The sequence below is a fragment of the Mesorhizobium vachelliae genome (assembly GCF_033977325.1).
Taxonomy (GTDB): domain Bacteria; phylum Pseudomonadota; class Alphaproteobacteria; order Rhizobiales; family Rhizobiaceae; genus Mesorhizobium; species Mesorhizobium vachelliae.
This window is the reverse complement of record NZ_JAVIIR010000008.1, coordinates 242,200-265,451: the sequence shown is the minus strand read 5'-3', so window position 1 is coordinate 265,451 and position 23,252 is coordinate 242,200. Positions and strand designations below refer to the sequence as shown.

The window sequence follows — 23,252 nt, the reverse complement described above, 5'->3', positions numbered from 1 at the left end:
AATGTCAAACGAAATATCGCAGCTGCGCGAGGCAGCCATGATACGGGCCTATTCGAGCTCCGTCTCGATCAGCCGGACCTCGCTTTCCTCGCAAATCCGGCGGACCGACGGGATGTCGCAGCGGTCGGTGATGAAGGTGTTCACCTGCGAAAGATGGCCGATCCGAACCGGTGCCGTGCGCTCGAACTTGGTCCGGTCGGAGACCAGGATGACATGGCGCGCATTGGCGATGATGGCCTGCGCGACCTTCACCTCGCGGAAATCGAAGTCGAGCAGCGCGCCGTCATGGTCGATCGCCGAGGCGCCGATGACGGCGTAATCGACCTTGAACTGGCGGATGAAATCGACGGCCGCTTCGCCGACAATGCCGCCGTCTGAACCGCGCACCACACCGCCGGCGATCACGACCTCGATTGTGGGATAGATACGCATCCTGTTGGCAACATTGATGTTATTGGTGATGACCATGAGCCCGTTATGGTCGAGCAACGCCGTGCTGACGGCCTCCGTGGTGGTGCCGATATTGATGAACAGCGAGGCATTGTCCGGGATCAGCCGCGCCGCTGCGCTGCCGATCGCCTCCTTTTCGGCGGCGGCTATCTTGCGGCGCGCCTCGTATTCCATGTTCTCGATGCCGGACGGGAAGAGCGCGCCACCGTGGATGCGCGTCAGCAGGCGCTGATCGCAGAGATCGTTGAGGTCCTTGCGGATGGTCTGCGGCGTCACATTGAAATGCGTCGCCAGATCATCGACCAGCACTCGGCCATGGTCTTTCGCCATCTGGATGATTTCGGCATGGCGTGGCGAAAGAAACATCCGGCATCCTCCATTTTCGTTTTTCCCGTCTATATCGGAAAACGAAAGCCAAGAAAAGGCATAAGCCGGCTAACGAAAATCACCTGATTGCAAAGGCAAACCAGCGCTGCCTCAGGCTGGGCGCCGCGCAATCTCGGTTATGACGTCGAACGCCGCATCGACATCGGCCGCCGTCGATTCGAACTGCCCCGCCTGAAAGCGGATCGCCACGTGCCCATCGACCCGCGTTTGCGTCAGGTAAATGCGGCCATCGGTGTTGATGGCGTCGACCAGGCGCAGATTGTGCTCGTCCGGATCGGTACCCGAAGGCGCTTGGTGCCGGAACGAGAACAGCGAAAGCATCGGCTCGCTGACGAGCTCGAAATCCTCTTCCCCGGCGAGCCGCTTGGCCAGTCCTTCGCTCCAGGCGACATGATTGCGGATCATGGTGCGCAGGCCCTCGAGGCCATGGGCACGCAGCAGGAACCAGAGTTTGAGCGCGCGGAAGCGGCGCCCGAGCGGCACCGACCATTCCGAATAGTTGATGATGCCGTCATGACCCAGCGTCTTCAGAAACTCCGGCTTGATGGCCAGCGTGCGCACCAGGTCTTCCGGTTGGCCCACGAACTGGATCGAGCAGTCGAACTGCGCGCCGAGCCACTTGTGCGGATTGAAGACGATGGAATCGGCGCCTTCGACGCCGGCCCAGAAATGCCGGTACTCCGGGCAGATCATCGCCGACCCGGCCCACGCTGCGTCTACATGCAGATAAAGCCCGTGCCGCTTCGCCACAGCGGCCACCGCCGCGATGTCGTCGGTGCCGCCGATGCTGGTGCCGCCGACACAGGCGATGATGCCGGCCGGGAGCAGGCCGGCCTCGCGATCGGCAAGGATCGCGGCCTCGAGCGCGGCAGTATCCATGGCGCGAAAACGTCCGGAGACCGGGATGCGGACAAGATTGTCCTCGCCGATGCCTGAGACCCAGATGGCGCGGTCGATCGAGGTATGGACCTGGTCGGAGGAATAGACGCGCAGCTTGCTTTGCCCGGCCAGCCCTTTTTTGTTGCCCTGCCAGTCAAGCGCCCGCTCGCGCATGGTGAGCACCGCCGCAAGCGTCGCCGACGAGGCCGAATCCTGGATGACGCCGGAAAAGCCCTCGGGCAGGCCAAGCGCCTGGCGCATCCAGTCGACGATGCGCGTCTCAAGCTCCGTCGCCGCCGGCGAGGTCTGCCATAGCATGCATTGCGCGGCCATCGCCGAGACCAGATATTCCGCCACCACCGAAACCGGCGCTGCATTGGCCGGGAAATAAGCGAAGAAACGCGGGTGCTGCCAGTGCGTCATGCCCGGCACGATCTTTTCCTCGAAGTCGGCGAAGATCGTCTCCATCGACTCCGGCAATTCGGGTGGCGAGGCCTCGATGCTCCTGAAGATCTCGCCCGGCGCGATCGCCGGCCGCACCGGACGGTCGCGCAGGCCGGCGCGGTAGTCGACGCCCCAATCGGCCGCCCGCCTTGACCAATCGCGGAATTCCTCATTATCCATGTTTTCCTCCCTGCGGCCGTCAAGGATACCGGCCGGTCGAACCGCTCCCGGAAAGCCCTACCCCGGAAAATCCGGCAGGTTCGAAAAAGCGATTTTCAGTGCGCTGGACCAGCCGTCCGAAATGGTGCGGTAATAAGGATCATCCTGGCCGATCCGCCGGTTCAGCCCCACCCTGAGCGCATCCTGTTCCAGGAACAGCAGGTCGAGCGGCAGCCCGACCGAAAGGTTGGATTTCAGCGTCGAGTCGAAGGACACCAGAAGCAACTTCACCGTCTCCGCCAGGCTCATTGTCCGGTCGTAGGCGCGGATGATGATCGGCTTGCCGTATTTCGTCTCGCCGATCTGGAAGAAAGGCGTGTCATCGGTCGACTCGATGAAATTGCCTTCCGGATAGATCATGAACAGCCTGGGCGGGCTGCCCTTGACCTGGCCGCCAAGGATGAAAGAGGCATTGAAATAGGAATCCGCCTTGTCGCCGTTCGGCGAGGCATGTTCGATGACTTCCTTGACCGTATCGCCGACCAGCCGCACCGTCTGGTACATGGACGGGGTTTCGAGCAGCTTCGGATGACGGTCGCCAACCGCCTTGTTGCGTTCGTCGAGAAGGCTGACCACCGCCTGCGTCGTGGCGAGATTGCCCGCCGACATCAGCACGATGACGCGCTCGCCGGGCTCTTCCCACACATGCATCTTCTTGAAGGTCGAGATCGAATCCATGCCGGCATTGGTGCGCGTGTCCGACATGAACACGAGCCCGCGATCGATCTTGAGGCCGACGCAATAGGTCATGGTTGCTCTTCTGCTAAGGCAATTCCAGGAAAGCGTGTAGCGGTTTTTCGTCCAGAATTGCGTGAAAACAAAGAGATAGAGCGGCTTTGCGATTCTATCAAACGCTGAACCGCTCCGGCGATTGCAGCGCAGATTACTGCTCTACCGTGACGCTGACGGCAAGCTTCTCCTGCGCCTGCCCCAAAAGTATCCCCGACACCGGCGAGGCGTCGCGATAGTCGCGCCCCGTCGCCACCCGCACATAGCGTTCGTCGGGAGAGATACCGTTCGCCGGGTCGAAGGCAACCCATCCGAGCCCGACGACATAGGCCTCGGCCCAGGCATGGCTCGCGGCCTGCTCCACGGCTGCATCCATCATCAGGTAGCCGCTGACATAGCGGGCCGGAAAGCCAAGCGCGCCGGCCGCAGCGATGAAGATGTGGCTGTGGTCCTGGCAGACGCCGGATTTCAGCGCGAGCGCCTCCTCCGCCGGCGTCACGACGCTGGTCGTGCCCGGTCTGTAGGCGACGCGTTCGCGGATCATGCCCATCAGCCGGTGCAACCGCTCGATCTCGGTGCCCTGCCCGGCCGCGCCGGCCAATTCGCGTATGCCCTCGCCGGCGGTGGTGAGCGGCGTCCGTTGTGCGAACAGCCAGAGCGGCGCAAAGCCCTGATGCGGACCCGTTACACCCGCCGTGTCATGCGTGGTCACGTCTCCAGACGCCTCGACGGTGATCGCGTTCTGGCCGCTCTCGGCGCTCACCAGCCGCGTGTCATTGCCGAAATGGTCGGTGAAGCGCACCTCTTCGCGCGCGCCTTCCACCTTGATCGCCCAGGAGCCGACAGTCTGCGTGCGCCCGCTGGAAGGGAGCAGGCGCAGCCGCTGCAGCAGATACTGCACCGGCTGCTCGTAGCGGTACTCCGTGCGATGAGTGATCTTGAGCCGCATAGCGCTCGCCCTCGGCTGTGCTCAATAGAACCGGTAGTCCTGGGCGATCTCGTCGCCCAGCCTGGTGTTGTCGCGAATGAACTCGTGCAGGAACTCGTGCAGGCCGTGATCGAATATATCCTTGATCGACCCCTTCCTGAGCATCGCCTGGATCTTCTCGGCCGTTGCATGGCAGGCGTGGCGCTCGCCGTAATCGTCGGCAAGGAATCTCAAATGCTCGCCGAGGAAGCGGTAGCAGAAGGTCAGCGAGCGCGGCATGCGCACGTTGAGGATCAGATAGTCGGCGATATTCGTCGGCTTGTAGTCGGCTTCATAGACCCAGCGATAGGAGCGGTGCGCCGACACCGAGCGCAGGATCGACTCCCACTGGTAGTTGTCCAGCGTCGAGCCGACCCAGGACAGCGAAGGCAGAAGCACATAATATTTCACGTCGAGGATGCGCGCCGTATTGTCGGCGCGCTCGACATAGGTGCCGAGCTGCGAGAAATCGAAAATCTCGTTGCGTAGCATCGTGCCGTAGAACGAACCGCGGATCAGCGCCGTCTCGCGCTTGATGGCATCGAGCACCGTCGGCAAGTCGCGCTCGTCGATCGGCCTTGCCAGCATGCGCTTCAGCGACATCCAGGCTTCGTTGATGCTTTCCCACGTCTCGCGCGTCAGTGCCGTGCGCACCATGCGGGCATTGTTGCGCGCCGTCTCGATCGACGACATCGTGCTCGATGGGTTCGAGGTATCGCGCAAAAGGAAATCGGAGACGTTGGCGGCGGTATAGTCCTGGTATTTCTGGCTGAAGGCGATGTCCGAGCCGGCGCTGAGCAGCACCGAGTTCCACTCTTCGGACGCATCCTGTGTGCGGGTCAGCGCCATCCGCAATCCAGCATCGACCAGGCGCGCCATGTTTTCCGCCCGCTCGATATAGCGGTTCATCCAGTAAAGACCGTTAGCGGTGCGGCCGAGAAGCATGGGAAGGCCCTTCGGGCTAGTGAGTAGGGAATAGCCAGTAGTGAGTAGTAAAAATTCGAATTTCGATTGAATACGGCATTGCTCTGTCCCCTACTGACTACTGACTACTGGCTACTCACTATTCCCTACTCACTCACATCAATCATCCAACACCCACGTATCCTTCGTTCCGCCGCCTTGCGAGGAATTGACGACCAACGAGCCTTGCTTCAGCGCAACGCGGGTCAAGCCACCTGGAACGATCTGGATGCGATCCGAGACCAACACGTAGGGTCTCAGATCGACATGGCGCGGCGACAGGCCCTTTTCGGTCAGGATCGGGCAGGTCGAGAGCGCCAACGTCGGCTGGGCGATGTAGTTGGAGGGCTTCGCCTGCAGCTTCTTGGCGAACTCCTGGCATTCCTTCTTGGTCGCGGCCGGGCCGACCAGCATGCCGTAGCCGCCGGAACCGTGCACTTCCTTGATCACCAGCTCACCGATGTGCTCGAGCACATATTTCAGGCTGTCCGGCTCCGAGCATCGCCAGGTCGGGATGTTGCCGAGGATCGCCTTGCGGCCGGTGTAGAACTCGACGATCTCGGGCATGTAGGAATAGATCGCCTTGTCGTCGGCGATGCCGGTGCCCGGCGCATTGGCGATGGTGATGTTGCCGGCGCGGTAGACATCCATGATGCCCGGCACGCCGAGCGCCGAGTCCGGCCGGAACGTCAGCGGATCGAGGAAGTTGTCGTCGACGCGCCGGTAGAGCACGTCTATCTGCTTGTAGCCTTCGGTCGTGCGCATCGCGACATGGCCGTCGACGACGCGCAGATCCTGCCCCTCGACGAGCTGCACGCCCATCTGGTCGGCGAGGAAGGCATGCTCGAAATAGGCCGAGTTGTAGGAGCCCGGCGTCAGCACCGCGATGGTCGGCGTGCCCTTGCTGCTTTGCGGCCTCACCGCGGCGAGCGACTGGCGCAAAAGCTGCGGGTAGTTCTCGACTGGCCGCACCTTGATCTTCTGGAACAGCTCCGGAAAGAGCTGCATCATCGTCTCGCGGTTCTCCAGCATGTAGGAGACGCCGGACGGCGTGCGTGCGTTGTCCTCCAGCACGTAGAACTCGTTCTCCGAGATCCGGACGATGTCGACGCCGATGATGTGGGTGTAGACGCCGGCTGGCGGCCTCACCCCGATCATTTCTGGCAGGAAGGCCTCGTTCCTGGCGATCAGATCCTTCGGCACGCGCCCGGCGCGCAGGATCTCCTGGCGGTGATAGATGTCGTCGAGAAAGGCGTTCAGCGCCTGCACGCGCTGCTCGATGCCCTGCGTCAGCCGCCGCCATTCCTGGCCGGAAAGGATGCGCGGGACGATGTCGAAAGGGATCAGCCGCTCGGAAGCTTCCTGCTCGCCATAGACGGCAAAGGTGATGCCGGTCTTGCGGAAGACGCGCTCGGCGTCCTGCATTTTCTGGGTAAGCCTGGCCGGGTCCTGCTCCTTCAGCCAGCGATCGTAAGCCTCATAAGGTCTTCTCAATCCGGAGACTTCCGGAAGCATTTCGTCGAAGGCTGCCAATCGCGTACTCCCCTCTGAGGCCATTTCACTGGCCCCGCCGGAGAAAATCAAGCGCAATCGGTGATTTAGGGAGCGGCGGCGGCCACTCTATGCAAAATGCCTAAATTTAAGGCATGGGTGGCAAGGCCGGGTCAGTTCCTGCTTCTCGGCAGGGCATCAGCAAGGTCCCGTCAAAACGCCCGGAAGGTCACAATGGTGAAGGTGTCCTTGATGCCGGGCAGAATCTGCACGCGCTCATTGACGAAATGGCCGATGTCTTCCTCGTCGTCGACATAGAATTTGGCGAGCAGGTCGTAATTGCCGGCGGTCGAGTAGATTTCCGAGGCGATCTCGGCATCGGCCAGCGCGCTGGCGACCTCATAGGCCTTGCCCAGATCGCACTTTATCTGCACGAAAAATGCCTTCATTGCCCGGTCCTGCCAGCCTCGGAGCAATTCCAGGAAAATGCCTGGCGGTTTTCCGTCCGGAATTGCGTCAAAACAAACCGTTGGAACGGATCGGCGATTCCAGGAGCATATCCGTTCCAACGAATAAGCGGCCCTTGTGGCAGACTGCCGCCCGGCTTTCAAGCATCAGCCGGCATGCGCCGCGGCGACGGCTTGCCGCAACTCGCCCGCCGGCATGCCCGCTGGCTGGCCGAATTGGCGCTCCGGCGTCGAAAAGGGCGAAATCTTGCGACGGATGAAACCGTCGGGCATCGAAGCACGTATGTTAAAGCATGTCTCCCGAAAGTGGGAACCGGTTTCGGGATAAAGACATGCGTAAGATCCTAAAGCGCATGGAGCGAATCTGAAAGATCGCGACGCGCTTTAGATTGTACCCGCCAAGCAAATTCCGGAGAGGTAGGCCATGCGCCGCGCATTGTTCGCACTAGCTCTTGTTCCGCTTCTGGCCTCGCTTGCCTTCGCCGGCGATGCCGACATCAAGGCCGCGCAGACCGTCATCGACAGCCAGTTGAAGGCCTTCATCGCCGATGACGGGGCCACCGCCTACAGTTTCGCCGCGCCGAACGTGAAGCAGATCTTTCCGACCGTCGATACCTTCATGAACATGGTGACGAACGGCTATGCGCCGGTGCGAAAACCCCAATCCTATTCCTTCGGCAAGGTCGAGGAGACCGGACCGGGCTCGATCGTCCAGCAGGTGCTGATCGTCGGGCCCGACGGCAAGGACTATGAGGCGGTCTACACGCTGCAGCAGCAGGCGGACGGCAGCTTCAAGATCACCGGCTGCAGCCTGCGCGCTTCGACTTCGGTCAGTGCCTGAGCAATATCACAAAGCCGGGATATCGCCTCTCGCCCAGCCTTCGGTGATCTCGGCGGCGCGCGCTTCAAAAGCCTGCGCCTCGATGGCCGCCCGGATGTCCTGCATCAGCTTTTGATAGTAGGACAGATTGTTCCAGGTGAGCAGCATGGCGCCGAGCGCTTCCTGCGAGCGCACGAGGTGATGCAGATAGGCGCGAGAATAATCACGCGCGGCCGGGCAGTCGCTTTCCTCGTCGAGCGGCCGCGGATCGTCGGCATGGCGGGCGTTCCGGAGATTGACCTTGCCGCGTCGCGTGTAGGCCAGGCCATGGCGGCCGGCGCGCGTCGGCATCACGCAGTCGAACATGTCGATGCCGCGCGCCACCGATTTCAATATATCGTCCGGCGTCCCAACGCCCATCAGGTAGCGCGGCCTGTCGGCCGGCAGTTCCGGACAGGTGACGTCGAGCATCTCCAGCATCACCGATTGCGGCTCGCCGACCGCCAGCCCACCGACGGCATAGCCTTTGAGATCCATGGCCTTCAGCGCCTGCGCCGAGCGGATACGCATCGGCGCGCTGTCGCCGCCCTGAACGATACCGAACATCGCCTTGCCCGGCTGGTCGCCGAAGGCCGCCTTGCAGCGCTCGGCCCAGCGCAGCGACAATTCCATGGCGCGCTCGATCTCCTTGGGTTTGGCCGGAAGCGCCGTGCATTCGTCGAGCTGCATCTGGATGTCGGAATCGAGCAGTCCCTGGATCTCGATCGACCGCTCGGGCGACATCTCGTAGGGCGCGCCGTCGATATGCGAGCGGAACGTGACGCCGTGCTCGGTCAGCTTCCTGAGCTTCGACAGCGACATGACCTGAAAGCCACCGCTGTCGGTCAGGATCGGATATGGCCAGCGCGCGAACTCGTGCAGCCCGCCAAGCCTCGCCACGCGTTCGGCGCCGGGCCGCAGCATCAGATGATAGGTGTTGCCGAGGATGATGTCGGCGCCGACGCCGCGCACCTGGTCCATATACATGGCCTTGACGGTGCCGCCGGTGCCGACCGGCATGAAGGCCGGCGTGCGGATCTCGCCGCGCGGCATCGAGACAAGACCGCGCCGCGCCTTGCCGTCGGTGGCAAGCAGCTTGAAGGAAAAAGTCTCAGCCATTGCGTTCCTTTTCGCCCGTTTCCGCGCGATGGAGCAGACTGGCGTCCCCATAGGAATAGAACCTGTAGCGGTTCTCGATCGCGTGCGCATAGGCCGCGCGCATCGTGTCCAGCCCGCTGAAAGCCGAGACCAGCATGAACAGCGTCGAGCGCGGCAGGTGGAAATTGGTCATCAGCATATCGGCCGTGCGGAACCGGTAGCCGGGCGTGATGAAGATGTCGGTGGGTCCGGACCAGGGCTCGATCCTGCCGTCATCGCGCGCGGCGCTCTCGAGCAGGCGCAGCGACGTCGTGCCGACGCAGATGATCCGCCGTCCCCGCGCCTTCGCCGCGTTGAGCACCGCCGCGGTCTCGTGGCTCACCGAGCCGGTCTCGGCATGCATCTTGTGATCGGCGGTGTCGTCGGCCTTCACCGGCAGGAAGGTGCCGGCGCCGACATGCAGCGTGACAAAGCGGCGCTCGACACCCTTGGCATCAAGCGCGGCAAACAGCTCCGGCGTGAAATGCAGGCCGGCGGTCGGTGCAGCGACGGCGCCCTCTTCCCTGGCATAGATCGTCTGGTAATCGGCGCGATCGCGCTCGTCGTCATCGCGCTTCGAGGCGATATAGGGCGGCAGCGGAATATGGCCGACGGCGTGCAGCGCCTCGTCGAGGAACGGGCCGGAAAGGTCGAAGCCGAGCAGCGCCTCGCCCGCCTCCCCCTTTTCGATCACCGTCGCGTCGAGCTGGCCGAGGAAGCATGAATTCTGGTCATGGCCGAAATGAATGCGGTCGCCGGCGGCGATGCGCTTGCCCGGCCGCATGAAGGCCTGCCAGCGGTCCGGCGTCACCCGCATATGCAGCGTCGCCTCGACTTGCGCTATCGCCTCGCCGCGCTTGCGCATGCCCTTCAACTGCGCCGGGATGACCTTGGTGTCGTTGAACACCAGCACGTCGCCTTCGCGAAGCAGCGACGGCAGATCGGATACGATGCGGTCTTCTAACGTTTCACCCGGTTTGACGACCAGCAGCCTGGCGCTGTCGCGCGGCTCCGCCGGACGAAGCGCGATGCGCTCCTCCGGCAGCTCGAAGTCGAACAGGTCGACGCGCATCAGTAGAGCCGGATGAGCAGCGCCCCGGCAAGCAAGAGCACCGCGCCGGCGACGCGGCCAAGCGAGATTTCGCGCACCGCCACGCCAAGGAAACCGGCGCGGTCGATCAGCATGCCGGCGATCAGCTGGCCGGCGACCAGGAAGGCCATGAGCGCCGCCGCGCCGATACGTGGCGTCAGGATCGTCGACAGTGTCACATAGAAGCCGCCGAGCATGCCGCCGGCGACGAACAGCCAGGGCGCCGGCGCCTTCCAGTCGAGCGAGATGCCCTGCAGCTTCACCACCGAGACCGCGATGATGCCGAGCACGATGGCGCCGGACAGGAAGGAAAAGGCAGCGGCCGCGACCGGAAGGCCGAGGCCCTTTGCCAATTGTGAATTGATCGGCGCCTGGACGGCGATGAAGGCGCCGGACAGGATGCCGAGCAGGGACCAGACTGCGCCCATCGTCGCTTGTCCTTACTTGACGTCGGCCGCGACCTTCAGCGACACGATCTTGTCGGGATCCTGCACCGGCTCGCCGCGCTTGATCTTGTCGACATTCTCCATGCCTTCGATGACCTGGCCCCACACCGTGTACTGGCGGTTGAGAAAGGCGGCGTCGTCGAAGCAGATGAAGAACTGCGAGTTCGCCGAGTTCGGGTTCTGGGCCCTAGCCATCGAGCACGCGCCGCGGCCGTGATTGGCGTTGGAGAACTCGGCCTTCAGGTCCGGCTTGTCGGAGCCGCCCATGCCCGCGCGAGACGGCGCGTAGGTGGGCTTTGAGGAATTGCCGAACTTGACGTCGCCGGTCTGCGCCATGAAGCCGTCGATGACGCGGTGGAACACCACGCCGTCATAGGCGCCTTCACGCGCCAGCTCCTTGATGCGGGCGACGTGGCCGGGCGCCAATTCAGGATACATCTCTATGACGACCTTGCCCTTGGTCGTTTCCATGATGAGCGCGTTCTCGCGATCCTTGATCTCAGCCATGTCAGAAAATCCTTTAAAATTGAGGGAGTTATTTGCCGTCGGCGGCGATGCGAACCTTGATCATGCGGTCGGGGTCGGTGACCGTGCCGTTGTCGGCCTCGTCGCCCTTCTTGATCTTGTCGACGAGGTCCATGCCGCCGACGACCTTGCCGACGATGGTGTATTGGCCGTCGAGGTTCGGCGCCGGCGCGAACATGATGAAGAATTGCGAATTCGCCGAATTCGGGTCCTGCGAACGCGCCATGCCGACGACGCCGCGGGTGAACTGCTCGCTCTGCGAGAATTCGGCCGGCAAGTCGGGAAGATCGGAACCGCCGGTGCCGACGGCTTGCGGGTTGAAACCCTTCTTCATGTTGCCGAACTTGACGTCGCCGGTCTGCGCCATGAAGCCGTCGATGACGCGGTGGAAGGCGACATTGTCATAGGCGCCGTCACGCACCAGCTTCTTGATCTGCGCGACATGCTTGGGCGCCAGATCGGGGCGCAGCGCGATGGTCACGTCGCCATCCTTGAGCGTGATGATCATGGTGTTTTCCTTGTCGGCGGCGACGGCCGGCCCGGATACCGAGAAAAGGGATGCCGCGAAAAGGCCGGCAAGCACGACAAGGAACGAAGCGAGCTTCTTCAGCTGCATGGGGATCTCCGGAAAAGCCTATCTGGTGAACTTGGCGTTGAGCGCGCCGGCGACGGCCGCTGGTACGAATGGGCGGATGTCGCCGCCCATAGAAGCAATCTGGCGCACGAGTGTGGCGGTAATGGTGCGCACAGATGGGCTCGCTGGCAGAAAAACCGTCTGCAATTCCGGCGCCATCGTCTCATTCATGCCGGCCATCTGCATCTCGTAGTCGAGGTCGGTGCCGTCGCGCAGGCCGCGGATCATGATTGACGCGCCGTGCTTGCGGGCCGCGTCGATGACAAGCCCGTCAAAGGAAACGACCTTGATGCGAGCGCCGTCGCGTCCGAACTCGGCCTTGGTCGCGGCTTCGATCAGTTGCACCCGTTCCTCGAAGGAAAACAACGGATTCTTGCCCGGATGGATGCCGATCGCCGCATAGACGGTGTCGGCCACCGCCAGCGAGGCTTTCAGCACGTCGAGATGGCCGTTGGTCAGCGGGTCGAAGGAGCCGGCGTAAAGGGCGGTGCGTTCGGTCATGGCAGGCTTCTAGAGCAATTCCAGGAAAAGTGTGAGCGGTTTCCGTCCGGAATTGCGCAAAACAAAAAGATAGAGCGGTCCGCCGTTTCCGACGAAACGCTTTAGCGAGCCTCTCGAACGATGGCAAATCCCATCGATTGGCCGGCCGTGAACCTTTTCGCGCCGATGAACGACAGATGAACGCGGCAATCACGAACGTTTCACGCAGCGTTCACTAGGTTGCCGCTTCAAGGGATGAAACCAAATCCCCATGTCATCGTTGTAAGCCCAGGAGAACACGCAAATGCTGATCTACATGCTTGCCACAGCAATGACCATCGTGATGCTGATCGCGACTGCATTCGGGTTGCATCAGGAAGCAGCGCGGGTGCGCGTCAAGGCCAACACCAAGCGGCTCGATGGTTTCGCTCACCGCAACGTCTACCGTCGCCACTGACCCACCATTACCGCACCGGCCCAGAGGGCCGGTGTCTAAGCCGAGACTTATTCACCCTCGCCCGTATTGTCGGTGCCTGCCTCGCCAGACGGCGCTTCATCCGCCTCCTCGTCAGACTGCGGCTCCGAAATCCGCTCCACCGACACAACCTTCTCACCTTCGGCCGTGTTGAAGATCGTCACACCCTTGGTGGCGCGGCTGGCGAAGCGTATGCCGTTGACCGGCACCCGGATGACCGTGCCGCCGTCGGAAACCAGCATGATCTGATCGTCATTGCCGACCGGGAAGGTCGCGACCAGTCGGCCGATCTCGGCCGTCTTCGACACGTCGGTGGCGCGGATACCCTTGCCACCGCGACCCGTCAGGCGGAAATCGTAGGACGACGAGCGCTTGCCATAGCCATATTCGGTCACCGTCAGCACAAGCTTTTCATGCGCCTTGAGGAACTCGTAACGCTCGTCGGAGAGCTCGGCCTCCTCGCCAATCTCTTCATTGGTGAGCGCGATCTCCTCTTCCTCGCCGGCGCCGCCTGCGGCAAGCCGGCGCTCGGCCGCGGCGCGCTTGAGATAGGCGGCGCGCTCGGCGGGTGATGCATCGACGTTCTCGATGATCGACATCGAGATGATGCGGTCGGTCTCGGCCATGCTTATGCCGCGCACGCCGACGGAATTGCGACTCTGGAAGACGCGCACGTCGGAGACCGGGAAGCGGATGCACTGGCCGGAATTCGCCGTCAGAAGCACGTCGTCATTGTCGGTGCAGGTCTCGACGCCGAGGATCTCGTCGCCCTCTTCCTCCAGCTTCATGGCGATCTTGCCGTTGCGGTTGACCTGGACGAAGTCGGACAGCTTGTTGCGGCGCACGGTGCCGCGCGTGGTGGCGAACATCACGTCGAGCTCGCCCCAGCTGGTCTCGTCCTCCGGCAGCGGCATGATCGTGGTGATGCGCTCGCCCTGCTCGAGCGGCAGCATGTTGATCAGCGCCTTGCCGCGCGATTGCGGGTTGCCGATCGGCAGCCGCCAGACCTTTTCCTTGTAGACGATGCCGCGCGAGGAGAAGAACAGCACCGGCGTATGCGTGTTGGCGACGAACAGCCGGGTGACGAAATCCTCTTCCTTGGTCGACATGCCGGAGCGGCCCTTGCCGCCGCGGCGCTGCGCCCGGTAGAGCGAGAGCGGCACGCGCTTGATGTAGCCGGAATGGCTGACGGTGACGACCATGTCCTCGCGCTGGATCAGGTCCTCGTCTTCCATGTCCGCCCCGCCCTCGGAGAGCTCGGTGCGACGCGGCGTGCCGAACTCGTCGCGGACCGCGATCAGCTCGTCCTTAACGATCTGCTGGATACGCGCACGCGACGACAAAATATCAAGGAAATCAACGATTTCGGCGCCGATCTTGTTCAATTCGTCGGCGATCTCGTCGCGGCCGAGCGCGGTCAGGCGCTGCAGGCGCAGGTCGAGGATGGCGCGAGCCTGTTCCTCGGAAAGGTTATAGGTGCCGTCCTCGTTGATGCGATGACGCGGATCGTCGATCAGCTTGATCAACGGCGCGACGTCATGGGACGGCCAGCGCCGCTCCATCAACTGCTCGCGCGCCGTCTGCGGATCGGGCGCGGTGCGGATGAGCTTGATCACCTCGTCAATGTTGGCGACCGCGATCGCAAGGCCGACAAGGACATGGGCCCGCTCACGCGCTTTGCGCAGCAGGTATTTCGTGCGACGGCTGATCACCTCCTCGCGAAAACCGACAAAGGCTTTCAGCATGTCGATCAGCGTCATCACTTCCGGCTTGCCGCCGTTGAGCGCCACCATGTTGGCGCCGAACGAGGTCTGCAGCGGCGTGAAGCGGTAAAGCTGGTTGAGGATGACGTCGGCGACGGCCTCGCGCTTCAATTCAACGACGACGCGGTAACCCTGGCGATCGCTCTCGTCACGGATGTCGGAGATGCCGTCGATGCGCTTCTCGCGCACCAGTTCGGCCATCTTTTCGATCATCGCCGCCTTGTTCACCTGATAGGGGATCTCGGTGATGACGATCGATTCACGGTCGTTGCCGCGGGATTCGATATTGACGCGACCGCGCATGACGATCGAACCGCGCCCAGTCGAATAGGCGCTGTAGATGCCGGAGCGGCCAAGCACGATGCCACCGGTCGGGAAATCCGGGCCAGGCACGATCTCCATCAGCGCCGGCAGGTCGATGGCCGGATTGTCGATGATCGCCATCGCTCCGTTGCACACTTCGGCCAGGTTGTGCGGCGGAATGTTGGTGGCCATGCCGACGGCAATACCGCCTGAACCGTTGACGAGCAGGTTGGGAAAGCGTGCCGGCAGCACCTTCGGCTCTTGTTCGGCACCATCGTAATTGTCCTGGAAATCGACCGTCTCCTTGTCGATATCCTCCAAGAGCTCATGCGCGACCTTGGTGAGCCTCGACTCGGTGTAGCGCATGGCCGCGGGCGGATCGGCGTCGATCGAGCCGAAATTGCCCTGACCGTCGATCAGCGGCACGCGCAACGACCAATCCTGCGCCATGCGCACCAGCGCGTCATAGATCGAGGCGTCGCCATGCGGATGGTATTTACCCATCACGTCGCCGACGATGCGGGATGATTTCACATGCTTGCGGTTCCAGTGGTAACCGCCTTCCTGCATGGCATAGAGAATGCGCCGATGCACCGGCTTCAAGCCGTCGCGCACGTCGGGCAGCGCGCGGCTGACGATCACGCTCATGGCGTAATCCAGATAGGAGCGCTGCATCTCCTCGATGATGGAGATGGGTTCGATGCCGGAGGGGCCGTCTTCCGGCCCGCGCGGTGTCTTCTGGTCGGTCAAATCAGGTCACAATCCAGTCGGGAATCACTGCATGCTTATATAGGATGCGTTGCCGAAACTCCAATGTCGGCCGGACTTTTCCAGAGACAATTTTGATGGTAATTTCAAATGGATACCGGTGATTGCGACGATATGGCCACGGTCGTTTTCGCCGCCACGCGGCAAGGTCGGTCATGGATCAGGCAAAAACCGCAAGTGCTGTGAACCTGGCCTCGTGGCTGCCTTTGCGGGCGCTGAGCGGCTGGAGCGTCAAGGACCTCAACGGCGATCTGGCGGCCGGCATCACCCTGGCCGCCATCGCCATCCCCGAGCAGATGGCAACGGCCCGCCTTGGCGGTTTCGCGCCGGAGATCGGCTTTTTCACCTTCATCGCCGGCTCGGTCGCCTTCGCGCTGCTCGGCGCCAACCGCCAACTGTCGGCGGGGGCGGATTCGACGATCACGCCGTTGTTCGCCGGCGGATTGGCGCTGATCGCCACCTCGGGCTCGCCACATTACCTGGCGCTGGCGGCCATGCTGGCGCTGATGGTGGGGCTGCTGGTGGCGCTCAGCGGCATTTTTCGTCTCGGCTGGATTGCCGATCTCCTGTCCGTGCCGGTGACGACCGGTTTCCTCGCCGGCATTTCCGTCCATATCATCGTCTCGCAACTGCCTTCCTTGCTCGGCCTGCCGCCCGAAAGCGGCGAGACGGTGCGGCGCGTCGGCGAGATCGCCGCCAATCTCTACCTCACCAACCCGTGGTGCCTTGCAATCGGTCTCGGCGTCTTCGCCATCGTCTTCGCCGCCGGACAGGTCAGCGCGCGGATCCCAGCGGCCTTGATCGGCATGATCCTCGCGACGCTTGGCGTTATCGCCTTCGACTTGAAGAACCGGGGCGTCGAGGTGCTGGGCGCCTTGCCGAACAGGTTGCCGGCTCCTGGCATGCCGACCGCCGATTTCCACGACGCGCAGGCTCTTGTCCCGCTCGCGCTGCTGATCGCCATCGTCGTCATGGTGCAGACGGCGGCCACCAGCCGTTCTTTCCCGCCGCGGGATGGCGAAGCCCCCGACGTCAACCGCGACTTCGTCGGTGTCGGCGCCGGCAGCATCGTGGCCGGCCTGTTCGGCGCCTTCGCCGTCAACGCCAGCCCGCCGCGCACGGCCATCGTCGCCCAGACCGGCGGTCGCTCGCAGCTTTCGGGCCTGATCGCCGCGGCCATCGTGCTGGTGCTCAGTGTCTTCGGGGGAAGCCTGCTCGCCAATGTGCCGCAGGCAGCCCTTGCCGGCGTGCTGATGTTCGTCGCCCAGCACATCCTGCGCTGGCAGGTATTCACCAAGGTCTGGCGCCAGGCAAAGGTCGAGTTCGCGCTGATCCTGATCACCATGATCGCCATCGTCGTGCTGCCGATCGAAACAGGCGTCGCGATTGGCATCGGCCTATCGCTGCTGCACGGCATCTGGGGCTCGACGCGCACGGAGCCGATCGAGTTGGTGCAGGTGCCGGGCACCTCGGTCTGGTGGCCGCCGAGCAGTTCCAGCGCTGGCGAGCAGCAGCCCGGCGTGCTGGTGGCGGCGTTCCAGGCGCCGCTTTCCTTCGTCAACGCCGACCGTTTCAAGCGTGGCCTGAGCGACCTTATCGACGCCAGCGAAGGCGTGAAGCTGGTGGTGCTGGAGGCCAGCAACATCGTCGAGATCGACTATACCGCCGCCCAGGCGCTGATCGACACCATCCGCCACTGTCGCGACAAAGGCGCGGTCTTTGCTATCGCACGCATGGAATCGCTGCGCGCCCAGGCGGCGCTGCAGCGGTTCGGCATCGCCGAAATTGTCGGCACTGAGCGCATATTCCACAGCGTCGACGCGGCGATCAAATCACTTGGTCCGGGGAAACCGCAGCAGCAAACACAGGATGGAGTGCCATGATTGACCCCCGAGAACCCATTGTCACCCCGGTCCCCGTCGAGGACCTGAGGCCGACGCAGATAACGGTCGGCATGAGGGAGGTTGAGCTGAAGCGCCAGATGATCCGGGCGCAGGATGCCAAGAAGAAGACCGGCGCCTTTCTCGGCAGACATATGGTGCCGGTGGTGCTCGGTCCCAAAAAACGCAACTACGTCACCGATCATCATCATCTTGCCCGCGCCCTGCTCGAGGAGGGTGTCAAGGATGTGCTGGTGACAGTAATCAGCGACCTGTCCGCGCTCGACAAGGACGCCTTTTTCTTCGTGCTGGACAATCGCGGCTGGATGCACCCCTTCGACGAGAACGGCCGGCGCCGCGATTATTCGGCCATCCCAAAGACCATCGGCGCTCTTGTCGATGATCCTTACCGGAGCATGGCGGGCGAACTGCGCCGGCAGGGCGGCTTCGCCAAGGACACGACGCCGTTCAGCGAATTCATCTGGGCGGATTTCATGCGCCGGCGGATCGAAAGGAACGCGATCGAGAAGAATTTCGACAAGGCGATGAAGGACGCGCTCGCGCTCGCCAAGAGCAAGGACGCGGACTATCTGCCCGGATGGTGCGGGCCGACGTCGGACTGACGGCGGCAGGGCCAGACGCGCTGCTGAAGATCATTCGGCGTACCGCCTGCCGCTGCCGAGCCGGCGGCTCCGACTTGAAACCAGAATGAGCCGCTCCAATTCCCTCCAGCAGACCCTGCTTGCGTGCGGAGGCGGCCATGGATGTCCTTTCCCTCAAGACCGGATTGCTTTCCGCTGGAATTCGATTTCTCGCTTTCGCTTCGGTTGCGACGGTCACCTCCGGTTTGGACCTCGGCGCGGCGCGGGCTGCGCTTCTTGCCCGTGTTCCAGCCGCGCGTGAAATGGCGGTCTGCGGCCACATGCTGTTCGTCGGCACCAAAGGCTCTTCGGTCTATTCCTTGCCAGTGTCCGGCGGGCGCGCCCAAGTGGCCGCCTCCGGATTCTCGGCTGCGAACGGTGTCGCATGCTCTGGCAATCGTCTGTTTGTAGCCTCGAGGAACAGCGTGACCGCCTTCGATATCGGCGCTGGCGGCGCCCTGAGCGGCAGGCGCGACATACGCCAGGGGTTAGCGAATTCGGGGGTCCACAGTTATCGCTATATCGGCGTCGGCCCTGATTCCCGGCTTTATGTCTCGTTGGGTTCACCTTGCAACATTTGCCGGACGCACGGACTGCAAGGCACGATCGTCAGCATGAAGCAGGACGGGTCCGATTTTCGGCGCGTCGCCTGGGGCGTGCGCAATTCGGTCGGCTTCGACTGGAACGGCGGCACTATGTTCTTCACCGACAACGGCGCTGACCGGATGGGCGACAACATTCCACCCGACGAGCTGAACGAGCTTCGGCCCGACGGCTTCTACGGCTTTCCCTATTTCGGTGGCCGAATCCGGCTCAAGGGATTCGAGGGCCTGCAGCCACCCGCGCAGCAGATTCCGCCCGTCTTCGACTTCCAGGCGCATGTCGCAACGCTAGGAATCCATTTCTTCCGCAGTCTCGGCGGCGACGCTTTGGTCGCCGAGCACGGAAGTTGGAACAGGACGGTCCCGGTCGGCCGCGAGGTCGTGCGCGTGCGCTTCCGGGGCGGACGCCCTGTTTCGGTAGCGACATTCGTCAGAGGCGTCGGTCGCCCCGTGGATGTCAAGGAAGCGCCGGATGGTTCCGTCCTCGTATCCGACGATGCCGGAGGCGCGATCTACGTTTTCAAGCAATGACGATCGGGCACCAGAGACGCCCGGTTATTGGCGAAGTTGCGGGTCCAAATCAAACACCTCCGGCCCTATCGCATCTGGGATATCCTGGCTCGGTATGCGCCAGGCGCCTCCCCCATCTCGCGCCGGAACCGGCGGTTGAAGGTCGACAGGTCGTTGAAGCCGGCGTCGAAAGCGATCGTCGAGATCGTCGCGTCCGAGCTGCGCAGGCGCACAGCGGCGCGGTGCAGCCTGGTCCTCAACAGTAACTGATACGGCGTCATGCCGGCGACGCGCCGGAACGTGCGCAAGAAGTGAAACGGGCTGGTCGCCGTCGTGTCGGCGATTTCGGTCAGTGACAAGGGTCGATCGGCGTTGAGTTCGATAAGTCGCACCGCCTCGGCAACGCGTTTCTGGTCGCGAGGGCTGGGTGTCCGTGTCGTTCTGGAAGAACCGGCCGCGGCTGCAACCACCGCGCCGGCCATGCGCAGGCCGAGTTCCTCGAACGCGCCGCCGTCGCCCGTTTCCCGCGCCGCCTCCGCCTCGGCGAGCAAAGGCGCCAGCGCCGGCGAGGGCGGCAGGCGCGGATCGGCAAAGCCGAGCCGTTTCGCGCCGGGCAAGTCGGCCATCACGCGCTCCATATAGGCCGGCGAAAAATGGAACGAGATGCAGCGGTCGCCGGCGCCATGCTCGTGTCCGCATTCGTAGCAGGCGCCGGGATTGCCGAGCAGGATGGCGCCCGGCGCCAGCATCGCCGTGCCCTGGCGCGTACGATAGCGGAACGCCCCTCTGGTCACCGCGGCAACGCAGAAGCCGCGATGCTCTTCCTCGAATGGCCTGTCGCCGGCGGCGGCCGTGCATACCACGTCGGACACGTGCCAGCCTGATCCGGAAGCCAGAGTTCTCTGCGCTGTCGTCATGCGTGAAAGATAGCAATTTTTCCCAAGCGACAAACCCTGCCGTGCCCCTATTGCTTGCCCTCTCCTGACAAACGAGGCAGCAACAATGACCGATTCCTTTGCCGAGGCCCTGCACAGCGACGGGCCCAAACCGGACCTCGCCGAAAAGCTGGAGCTCTATGGCCGCTTCATCGGCGCCTGGACATTCGACGCCACCCGCACTCTCGAGGATGGCACCAGGCTCACGGGGCGCGGCGAGGTGCATTTCGGCTGGGTTCTCGAAGGCAGGGCCGTCCAGGACGTCTGGATCCTGCCCGCTCGCGACGCAGGTCCCTCCCCGTCGCTCGGGCCATGGACCTTCTACGGCACGACATTGCGCGTCTACGATCCCGGCGCCGATGCCTGGCACATCTTCTGGAGCGATCCGCGCAGCCAGTATTACAGCCGCCAGCTCGGTCGCGCCGAGGACGACACGATCGTCCAGATCGGCGCCGACGGCACCGGCGCCTCGGTGCGCTGGAGCTTTTCGCGCATCACCGAAAACTCGTTCCACTGGCTGGGCGAGCGTTCGCATGACGGCGGCGCGACTTGGCGCATGGAGGTCGAATTTTTGGCGCGCCGCGCGAATGAACCTCGATGACGATCGAAACGTCGCGATCCTTCGCGCCCCCCTCTGCCCTGCCGGGCATCTCCCCCACTTGGGGGGAGATTGGCAGCTTTGGCGCCGGCGCTCTTCCTGCAACGCTGGAGATTGGCGAAAGCCCGGGAGACATCTGATCTCCCCCCTCGTGGGGGAGATGTCCGGCAGGACAGAGAGGGGCGCTGTCCCGCCGGCCTTACGAGGCTCGCGAGACCATCTTCCTGTTTCCAGCGCTCGGGCTTTGCTCTACCAATTGCGGAGCTTGGGCTTCGCCCGGCGGGAGGGGACCAGCGATGCCGAGTTTCGACAGCCTGTTCAACGCCTTCGTCACCATACTGGTGACCATCGACCCGCCGGGGCTGGCGCCGCTCTTCCTCGCCGTGACACGCGGCATGAACCGCGAGGAGCGACAGCAGGTTTCTGTGCGCGCCTCGGTGATCGGCTTCCTGGTCATGGCCCTGTTCGCCCTTGCCGGCGCCTCGATCCTGTCGGTGTTCGGCATCACGCTGCCGGCCTTTCGCGTTGCCGGCGGTTTCCTCTTGTTCTTCATCGCCTTCGAAATGGTGTTCGAGCGCCGCCAGGACCGCAAGGAGAAGATTGGCGACGTCGCCATCACCAAGGACATGATCCACAACATCGCCGCCTTCCCGCTGGCGATCCCGCTGATCGCCGGCCCGGGCGCGATCTCGGCGACGGTGCTCTTGTCAGGACATTTCGAGGGCTTCGCCGCGCAGACCGCGCTGGTCGGCATCATCTTCCTCTGCCTCGTCATCACCTATCTGGTGTTCGTGCTGTCGGAACGCATCGACCGCATCCTCGGCCAGACCGGCCGCTCGATCCTGACGCGATTGCTCGGCGTGATCCTGGCGGCGTTGGCTGTCCAGTTCGTGGCCGACGGCGTGAGGGCGCTGATGGCGGCCTGACCTACTGCCCTACTGCCCTACTGCCCTACTTCGCCGCCGTATCCACCACTTCGAAATCATGGGTGATCGTCGCTGTCTTGGCCATCATGGCGCTGGCCGAGCAGTATTTTTCGATCGACAGGTCGATCGCCCGTTTCACCTTGTCGTGCGACAGGGCTCGGCCCTTGACGATGAAATGCATGTGGATGCGGGTGAACACTTTGGGATCGGTTTCTGCCCGGTCGGCGTCGAGCTCGACCACGCAGTCCTCGACCGCCTCACGGCCCTTTTCGAGGATGTGGACGACGTCAAAGGCGGAGCAGCCGCCGGTGCCGATCAGCACCAGCTCCATCGGGCTTGGTCCCGGCGTCTTGCCATCCGGCCCGTGCGTGGTGCCCAGCACGACCTTGTGGCCGCTGCCGGACTCGCCGACAAAGGTGCGTTCCTCAACCCATTTGACGCGTGCTTTCACTGTAGCCTTCCTTACTGAACTGGCCGCCCTATTGGCCGAACACCACGGCGTGCATGATCCGGCCAGGTAGCAACGTGAAGACGCCTGCCCCAATCAGTGCAAAAACATAGAGCGAGATCATCACCTTGCGATGCTTTGCCACCCGATGGTTGTGCGCGTGCCAGACCGCGAGCGGCACCGTGATCAGCACCAGGATCGACAACAGATGGATCGGGCTGAACGGCCCGATGAGGCGGATCTGCTGGATCCAGAAGCTGGATATGACGATGATCAGCATCAGCGCCACCCAGGTATAGCCCAGCACGCGATGACGCATCGTGCCTTTCGGCAACGCCAACTGGGCACCACCGATGGCTAAAGCGGCGAAGGCCGCGAAGGCATGCCATGGGATGGGAGGAGGCGCCGACAGAAGCGGTCCGAGCGACATCGCGCCTCCCTTCAAATGCCCGTTTCGGGACGCTTTGAGCAATTCCAGGAAAAGAGCATAGCGGTTTTCCGCCCGGAATTGCGCAAAAAACAACTCTTAGAACGGGATCTCGTCGTCCAGCTCGCGCGACGAGCCGCCGCCACCGCCGCCTCTGGAACCACCGCCGCCACCACGGCTGAAACCTTCGTTCGGGCCGGACTGGCCGAAATCCGAGCCGCGGCTGCTGCCGCCGCCGGAATAGTTGCCGACCTGGCCGCCGCCACCCTCGCCGCGCGCGTCGAGCATCTGCAATTCGCCGCGGAATTTCTGCAGCACGATCTCGGTCGTGTAGCGGTCGTTGCCGGTCTGGTCCTGCCATTTGCGGGTCTGTAGCTGGCCCTCGACATAGACCTTCATGCCCTTCTTCAGATACTGCTCGGCCACCTTTGCGAGCTGGTCGTTGAAGATCACGACATTATGCCACTCGGTCTTTTCCTTACGCTCGCCCGAGTTCTTGTCGCGCCAGCTTTCCGAGGTGGCGACGCGGATGTTGACGACCGGATCGCCGGAATTCAGGCGGCGGATTTCAGGGTCCGCCCCGAGATTGCCGACCAGAATGACCTTGTTGACGCTACCCGCCATCTTACTTCTCCGCGCTCATCCGAAACAAATTTTAAGTCGCTCACCTTACAGCCTGCGGGCTGCCTATGCCCACAAAGGCTGGCTTTTCCCACAAGGTTTTTGTTCTCTTTTCGTTCTAATCCCGGCGGCCTGTTCTGTCAAGGAATGTCAGCAAAGGCAGGGTTTGAACATGCATCTCCATATGG

Annotated in this window: 26 protein-coding genes; 7 read left to right on the top strand and 19 right to left on the bottom strand. The window is 63.0% G+C overall.

Annotation, left to right across the window (positions count from 1 at the left end):
* Nucleotides 1–48: 48 nt before the first annotated feature.
* The 8 genes from RFM41_RS18990 to RFM41_RS18955 form a co-directional block, all read right to left on the bottom strand.
* Nucleotides 49–816, bottom strand: coding sequence for a DeoR/GlpR family DNA-binding transcription regulator (locus RFM41_RS18990; protein ID WP_320245054.1), 768 nt, complete (start codon nucleotides 814–816; stop codon nucleotides 49–51).
* A gap of 111 nt (nucleotides 817–927) precedes the next feature.
* The gene (locus tag RFM41_RS18985) at nucleotides 928–2,340 is read right to left on the bottom strand and encodes a pyridoxal phosphate-dependent decarboxylase family protein (RefSeq protein ID WP_320245053.1); all 1,413 of its coding nucleotides are present in this window, start codon (nucleotides 2,338–2,340) and stop codon (nucleotides 928–930) included.
* Nucleotides 2,341–2,397: 57 nt separating this feature from the next.
* Entirely contained in the window at nucleotides 2,398–3,129 is a 732-nt protein-coding gene (locus RFM41_RS18980) for a proteasome-type protease (RefSeq protein WP_320245052.1), read from the bottom strand.
* A 133-nt stretch (nucleotides 3,130–3,262) separates the two neighbouring features.
* Nucleotides 3,263–4,057 carry a transglutaminase family protein gene (locus RFM41_RS18975; RefSeq protein WP_320245051.1) on the bottom strand — a complete coding sequence of 265 codons (795 nt, stop codon included), beginning with the start codon at nucleotides 4,055–4,057 and terminating at the stop codon, nucleotides 3,263–3,265.
* A 21-nt stretch (nucleotides 4,058–4,078) separates the two neighbouring features.
* On the bottom strand, nucleotides 4,079–5,020 hold the full coding sequence (locus tag RFM41_RS18970) for an alpha-E domain-containing protein (RefSeq protein ID WP_320245050.1): 942 nt from the start codon (nucleotides 5,018–5,020) through the stop codon (nucleotides 4,079–4,081).
* A gap of 138 nt (nucleotides 5,021–5,158) precedes the next feature.
* Nucleotides 5,159–6,571 carry a circularly permuted type 2 ATP-grasp protein gene (locus RFM41_RS18965; protein ID WP_320245049.1) on the bottom strand — a complete coding sequence of 471 codons (1,413 nt, stop codon included), beginning with the start codon at nucleotides 6,569–6,571 and terminating at the stop codon, nucleotides 5,159–5,161.
* A gap of 170 nt (nucleotides 6,572–6,741) precedes the next feature.
* Nucleotides 6,742–6,978 (bottom strand): Lrp/AsnC ligand binding domain-containing protein, encoded by a 237-nt coding sequence (locus tag RFM41_RS18960; RefSeq protein ID WP_059185676.1) that lies wholly within the window; start codon nucleotides 6,976–6,978, stop codon nucleotides 6,742–6,744.
* Between the two features lie 165 nt (nucleotides 6,979–7,143).
* Nucleotides 7,144–7,269: a hypothetical protein gene (locus tag RFM41_RS18955; RefSeq protein WP_320245048.1), complete on the bottom strand. Its 126-nt coding sequence runs from the start codon at nucleotides 7,267–7,269 to the stop codon at nucleotides 7,144–7,146.
* Nucleotides 7,270–7,420: 151 nt separating this feature from the next.
* Between RFM41_RS18955 and RFM41_RS18950 the strand changes: the two genes are divergently transcribed.
* On the top strand, nucleotides 7,421–7,837 hold the full coding sequence (locus RFM41_RS18950; RefSeq protein WP_320245047.1) for a DUF4864 domain-containing protein: 417 nt from the start codon (nucleotides 7,421–7,423) through the stop codon (nucleotides 7,835–7,837).
* 6 nt (nucleotides 7,838–7,843) lie between these two features.
* On the opposite strand, the gene tgt is transcribed toward RFM41_RS18950, so the two are convergent.
* The 6 genes from tgt to coaD all read right to left on the bottom strand — a co-directional run bounded on the left by tgt (nucleotide 7,844) and on the right by coaD (nucleotide 12,188).
* A complete protein-coding gene (gene tgt, locus RFM41_RS18945; protein ID WP_320245046.1) occupies nucleotides 7,844–8,974 on the bottom strand; it encodes a tRNA guanosine(34) transglycosylase Tgt in 1,131 nt (376 codons plus the stop codon).
* Nucleotides 8,967–10,064, bottom strand: coding sequence for a tRNA preQ1(34) S-adenosylmethionine ribosyltransferase-isomerase QueA (queA, locus tag RFM41_RS18940; protein WP_320245045.1), 1,098 nt, complete (start codon nucleotides 10,062–10,064; stop codon nucleotides 8,967–8,969). Before queA ends, tgt begins: the two co-directional genes overlap by 8 nt.
* The gene (locus RFM41_RS18935) at nucleotides 10,064–10,510 is read right to left on the bottom strand and encodes a DMT family transporter (protein ID WP_320245044.1); all 447 of its coding nucleotides are present in this window, start codon (nucleotides 10,508–10,510) and stop codon (nucleotides 10,064–10,066) included. Before RFM41_RS18935 ends, queA begins: the two co-directional genes overlap by 1 nt.
* 12 nt (nucleotides 10,511–10,522) lie before the next feature.
* A complete protein-coding gene (locus tag RFM41_RS18930) occupies nucleotides 10,523–11,035 on the bottom strand; it encodes a peptidylprolyl isomerase (protein ID WP_042642653.1) in 513 nt (170 codons plus the stop codon).
* Nucleotides 11,036–11,063: 28 nt separating this feature from the next.
* Nucleotides 11,064–11,561, bottom strand: coding sequence for a peptidylprolyl isomerase (locus RFM41_RS18925; RefSeq protein WP_320245481.1), 498 nt, complete (start codon nucleotides 11,559–11,561; stop codon nucleotides 11,064–11,066).
* A gap of 126 nt (nucleotides 11,562–11,687) precedes the next feature.
* Nucleotides 11,688–12,188, bottom strand: coding sequence for a pantetheine-phosphate adenylyltransferase (gene coaD, locus RFM41_RS18920; protein ID WP_320245043.1), 501 nt, complete (start codon nucleotides 12,186–12,188; stop codon nucleotides 11,688–11,690).
* Nucleotides 12,189–12,471: 283 nt separating this feature from the next.
* Here coaD and RFM41_RS18915 point away from each other — a divergent pair, with 283 nt between their 5' ends.
* On the top strand, nucleotides 12,472–12,624 hold the full coding sequence (locus RFM41_RS18915) for a hypothetical protein (RefSeq protein ID WP_095765297.1): 153 nt from the start codon (nucleotides 12,472–12,474) through the stop codon (nucleotides 12,622–12,624).
* 47 nt (nucleotides 12,625–12,671) lie between these two features.
* Here the strand turns inward: RFM41_RS18915 and gyrA are convergent, their stop codons facing one another.
* A complete protein-coding gene (gyrA, locus tag RFM41_RS18910; RefSeq protein ID WP_320245042.1) occupies nucleotides 12,672–15,458 on the bottom strand; it encodes a DNA gyrase subunit A in 2,787 nt (928 codons plus the stop codon).
* A 173-nt stretch (nucleotides 15,459–15,631) separates the two neighbouring features.
* Here gyrA and RFM41_RS18905 point away from each other — a divergent pair, with 173 nt between their 5' ends.
* From RFM41_RS18905 to RFM41_RS18895, 3 genes are all read left to right on the top strand, one after another.
* Nucleotides 15,632–17,359 carry a SulP family inorganic anion transporter gene (locus RFM41_RS18905; RefSeq protein ID WP_320245041.1) on the top strand — a complete coding sequence of 576 codons (1,728 nt, stop codon included), beginning with the start codon at nucleotides 15,632–15,634 and terminating at the stop codon, nucleotides 17,357–17,359.
* Nucleotides 17,356–17,979 carry a ParB-like protein gene (locus RFM41_RS18900; RefSeq protein WP_320245040.1) on the top strand — a complete coding sequence of 208 codons (624 nt, stop codon included), beginning with the start codon at nucleotides 17,356–17,358 and terminating at the stop codon, nucleotides 17,977–17,979. The genes RFM41_RS18905 and RFM41_RS18900 overlap by 4 nt, the downstream gene beginning before the upstream one ends.
* Nucleotides 17,980–18,116: 137 nt before the next feature.
* Complete coding sequence (locus RFM41_RS18895) at nucleotides 18,117–19,130, top strand: PQQ-dependent sugar dehydrogenase (protein ID WP_320245480.1); 1,014 nt, start codon at nucleotides 18,117–18,119, stop codon at nucleotides 19,128–19,130.
* A gap of 65 nt (nucleotides 19,131–19,195) precedes the next feature.
* Here RFM41_RS18895 and RFM41_RS18890 read toward each other — a convergent pair whose 3' ends face one another.
* A complete protein-coding gene (locus RFM41_RS18890) occupies nucleotides 19,196–20,026 on the bottom strand; it encodes an AraC family transcriptional regulator (protein ID WP_320245039.1) in 831 nt (276 codons plus the stop codon).
* Nucleotides 20,027–20,111: 85 nt separating this feature from the next.
* Between RFM41_RS18890 and RFM41_RS18885 the strand changes: the two genes are divergently transcribed.
* Together RFM41_RS18885 and RFM41_RS18880 are read left to right on the top strand one after the other, a co-directional pair.
* A complete protein-coding gene (locus tag RFM41_RS18885; RefSeq protein WP_320245038.1) occupies nucleotides 20,112–20,645 on the top strand; it encodes a hypothetical protein in 534 nt (177 codons plus the stop codon).
* A gap of 293 nt (nucleotides 20,646–20,938) precedes the next feature.
* The gene (locus RFM41_RS18880; RefSeq protein WP_320245037.1) at nucleotides 20,939–21,568 is read left to right on the top strand and encodes a MarC family protein; all 630 of its coding nucleotides are present in this window, start codon (nucleotides 20,939–20,941) and stop codon (nucleotides 21,566–21,568) included.
* 25 nt (nucleotides 21,569–21,593) lie between these two features.
* Here RFM41_RS18880 and RFM41_RS18875 read toward each other — a convergent pair whose 3' ends face one another.
* The 3 genes from RFM41_RS18875 to RFM41_RS18865 all read right to left on the bottom strand — a co-directional run bounded on the left by RFM41_RS18875 (nucleotide 21,594) and on the right by RFM41_RS18865 (nucleotide 23,067).
* Entirely contained in the window at nucleotides 21,594–22,019 is a 426-nt protein-coding gene (locus RFM41_RS18875; RefSeq protein WP_320245036.1) for an OsmC family protein, read from the bottom strand.
* Between the two features lie 28 nt (nucleotides 22,020–22,047).
* Nucleotides 22,048–22,446 (bottom strand): DUF2306 domain-containing protein, encoded by a 399-nt coding sequence (locus tag RFM41_RS18870; protein WP_320245035.1) that lies wholly within the window; start codon nucleotides 22,444–22,446, stop codon nucleotides 22,048–22,050.
* 96 nt (nucleotides 22,447–22,542) lie between these two features.
* Nucleotides 22,543–23,067, bottom strand: a complete 525-nt coding sequence (locus RFM41_RS18865; RefSeq protein WP_127863849.1) for a single-stranded DNA-binding protein — start codon at nucleotides 23,065–23,067, stop codon at nucleotides 22,543–22,545.
* Between the last annotated feature and the right edge of the window lie 185 nt (nucleotides 23,068–23,252).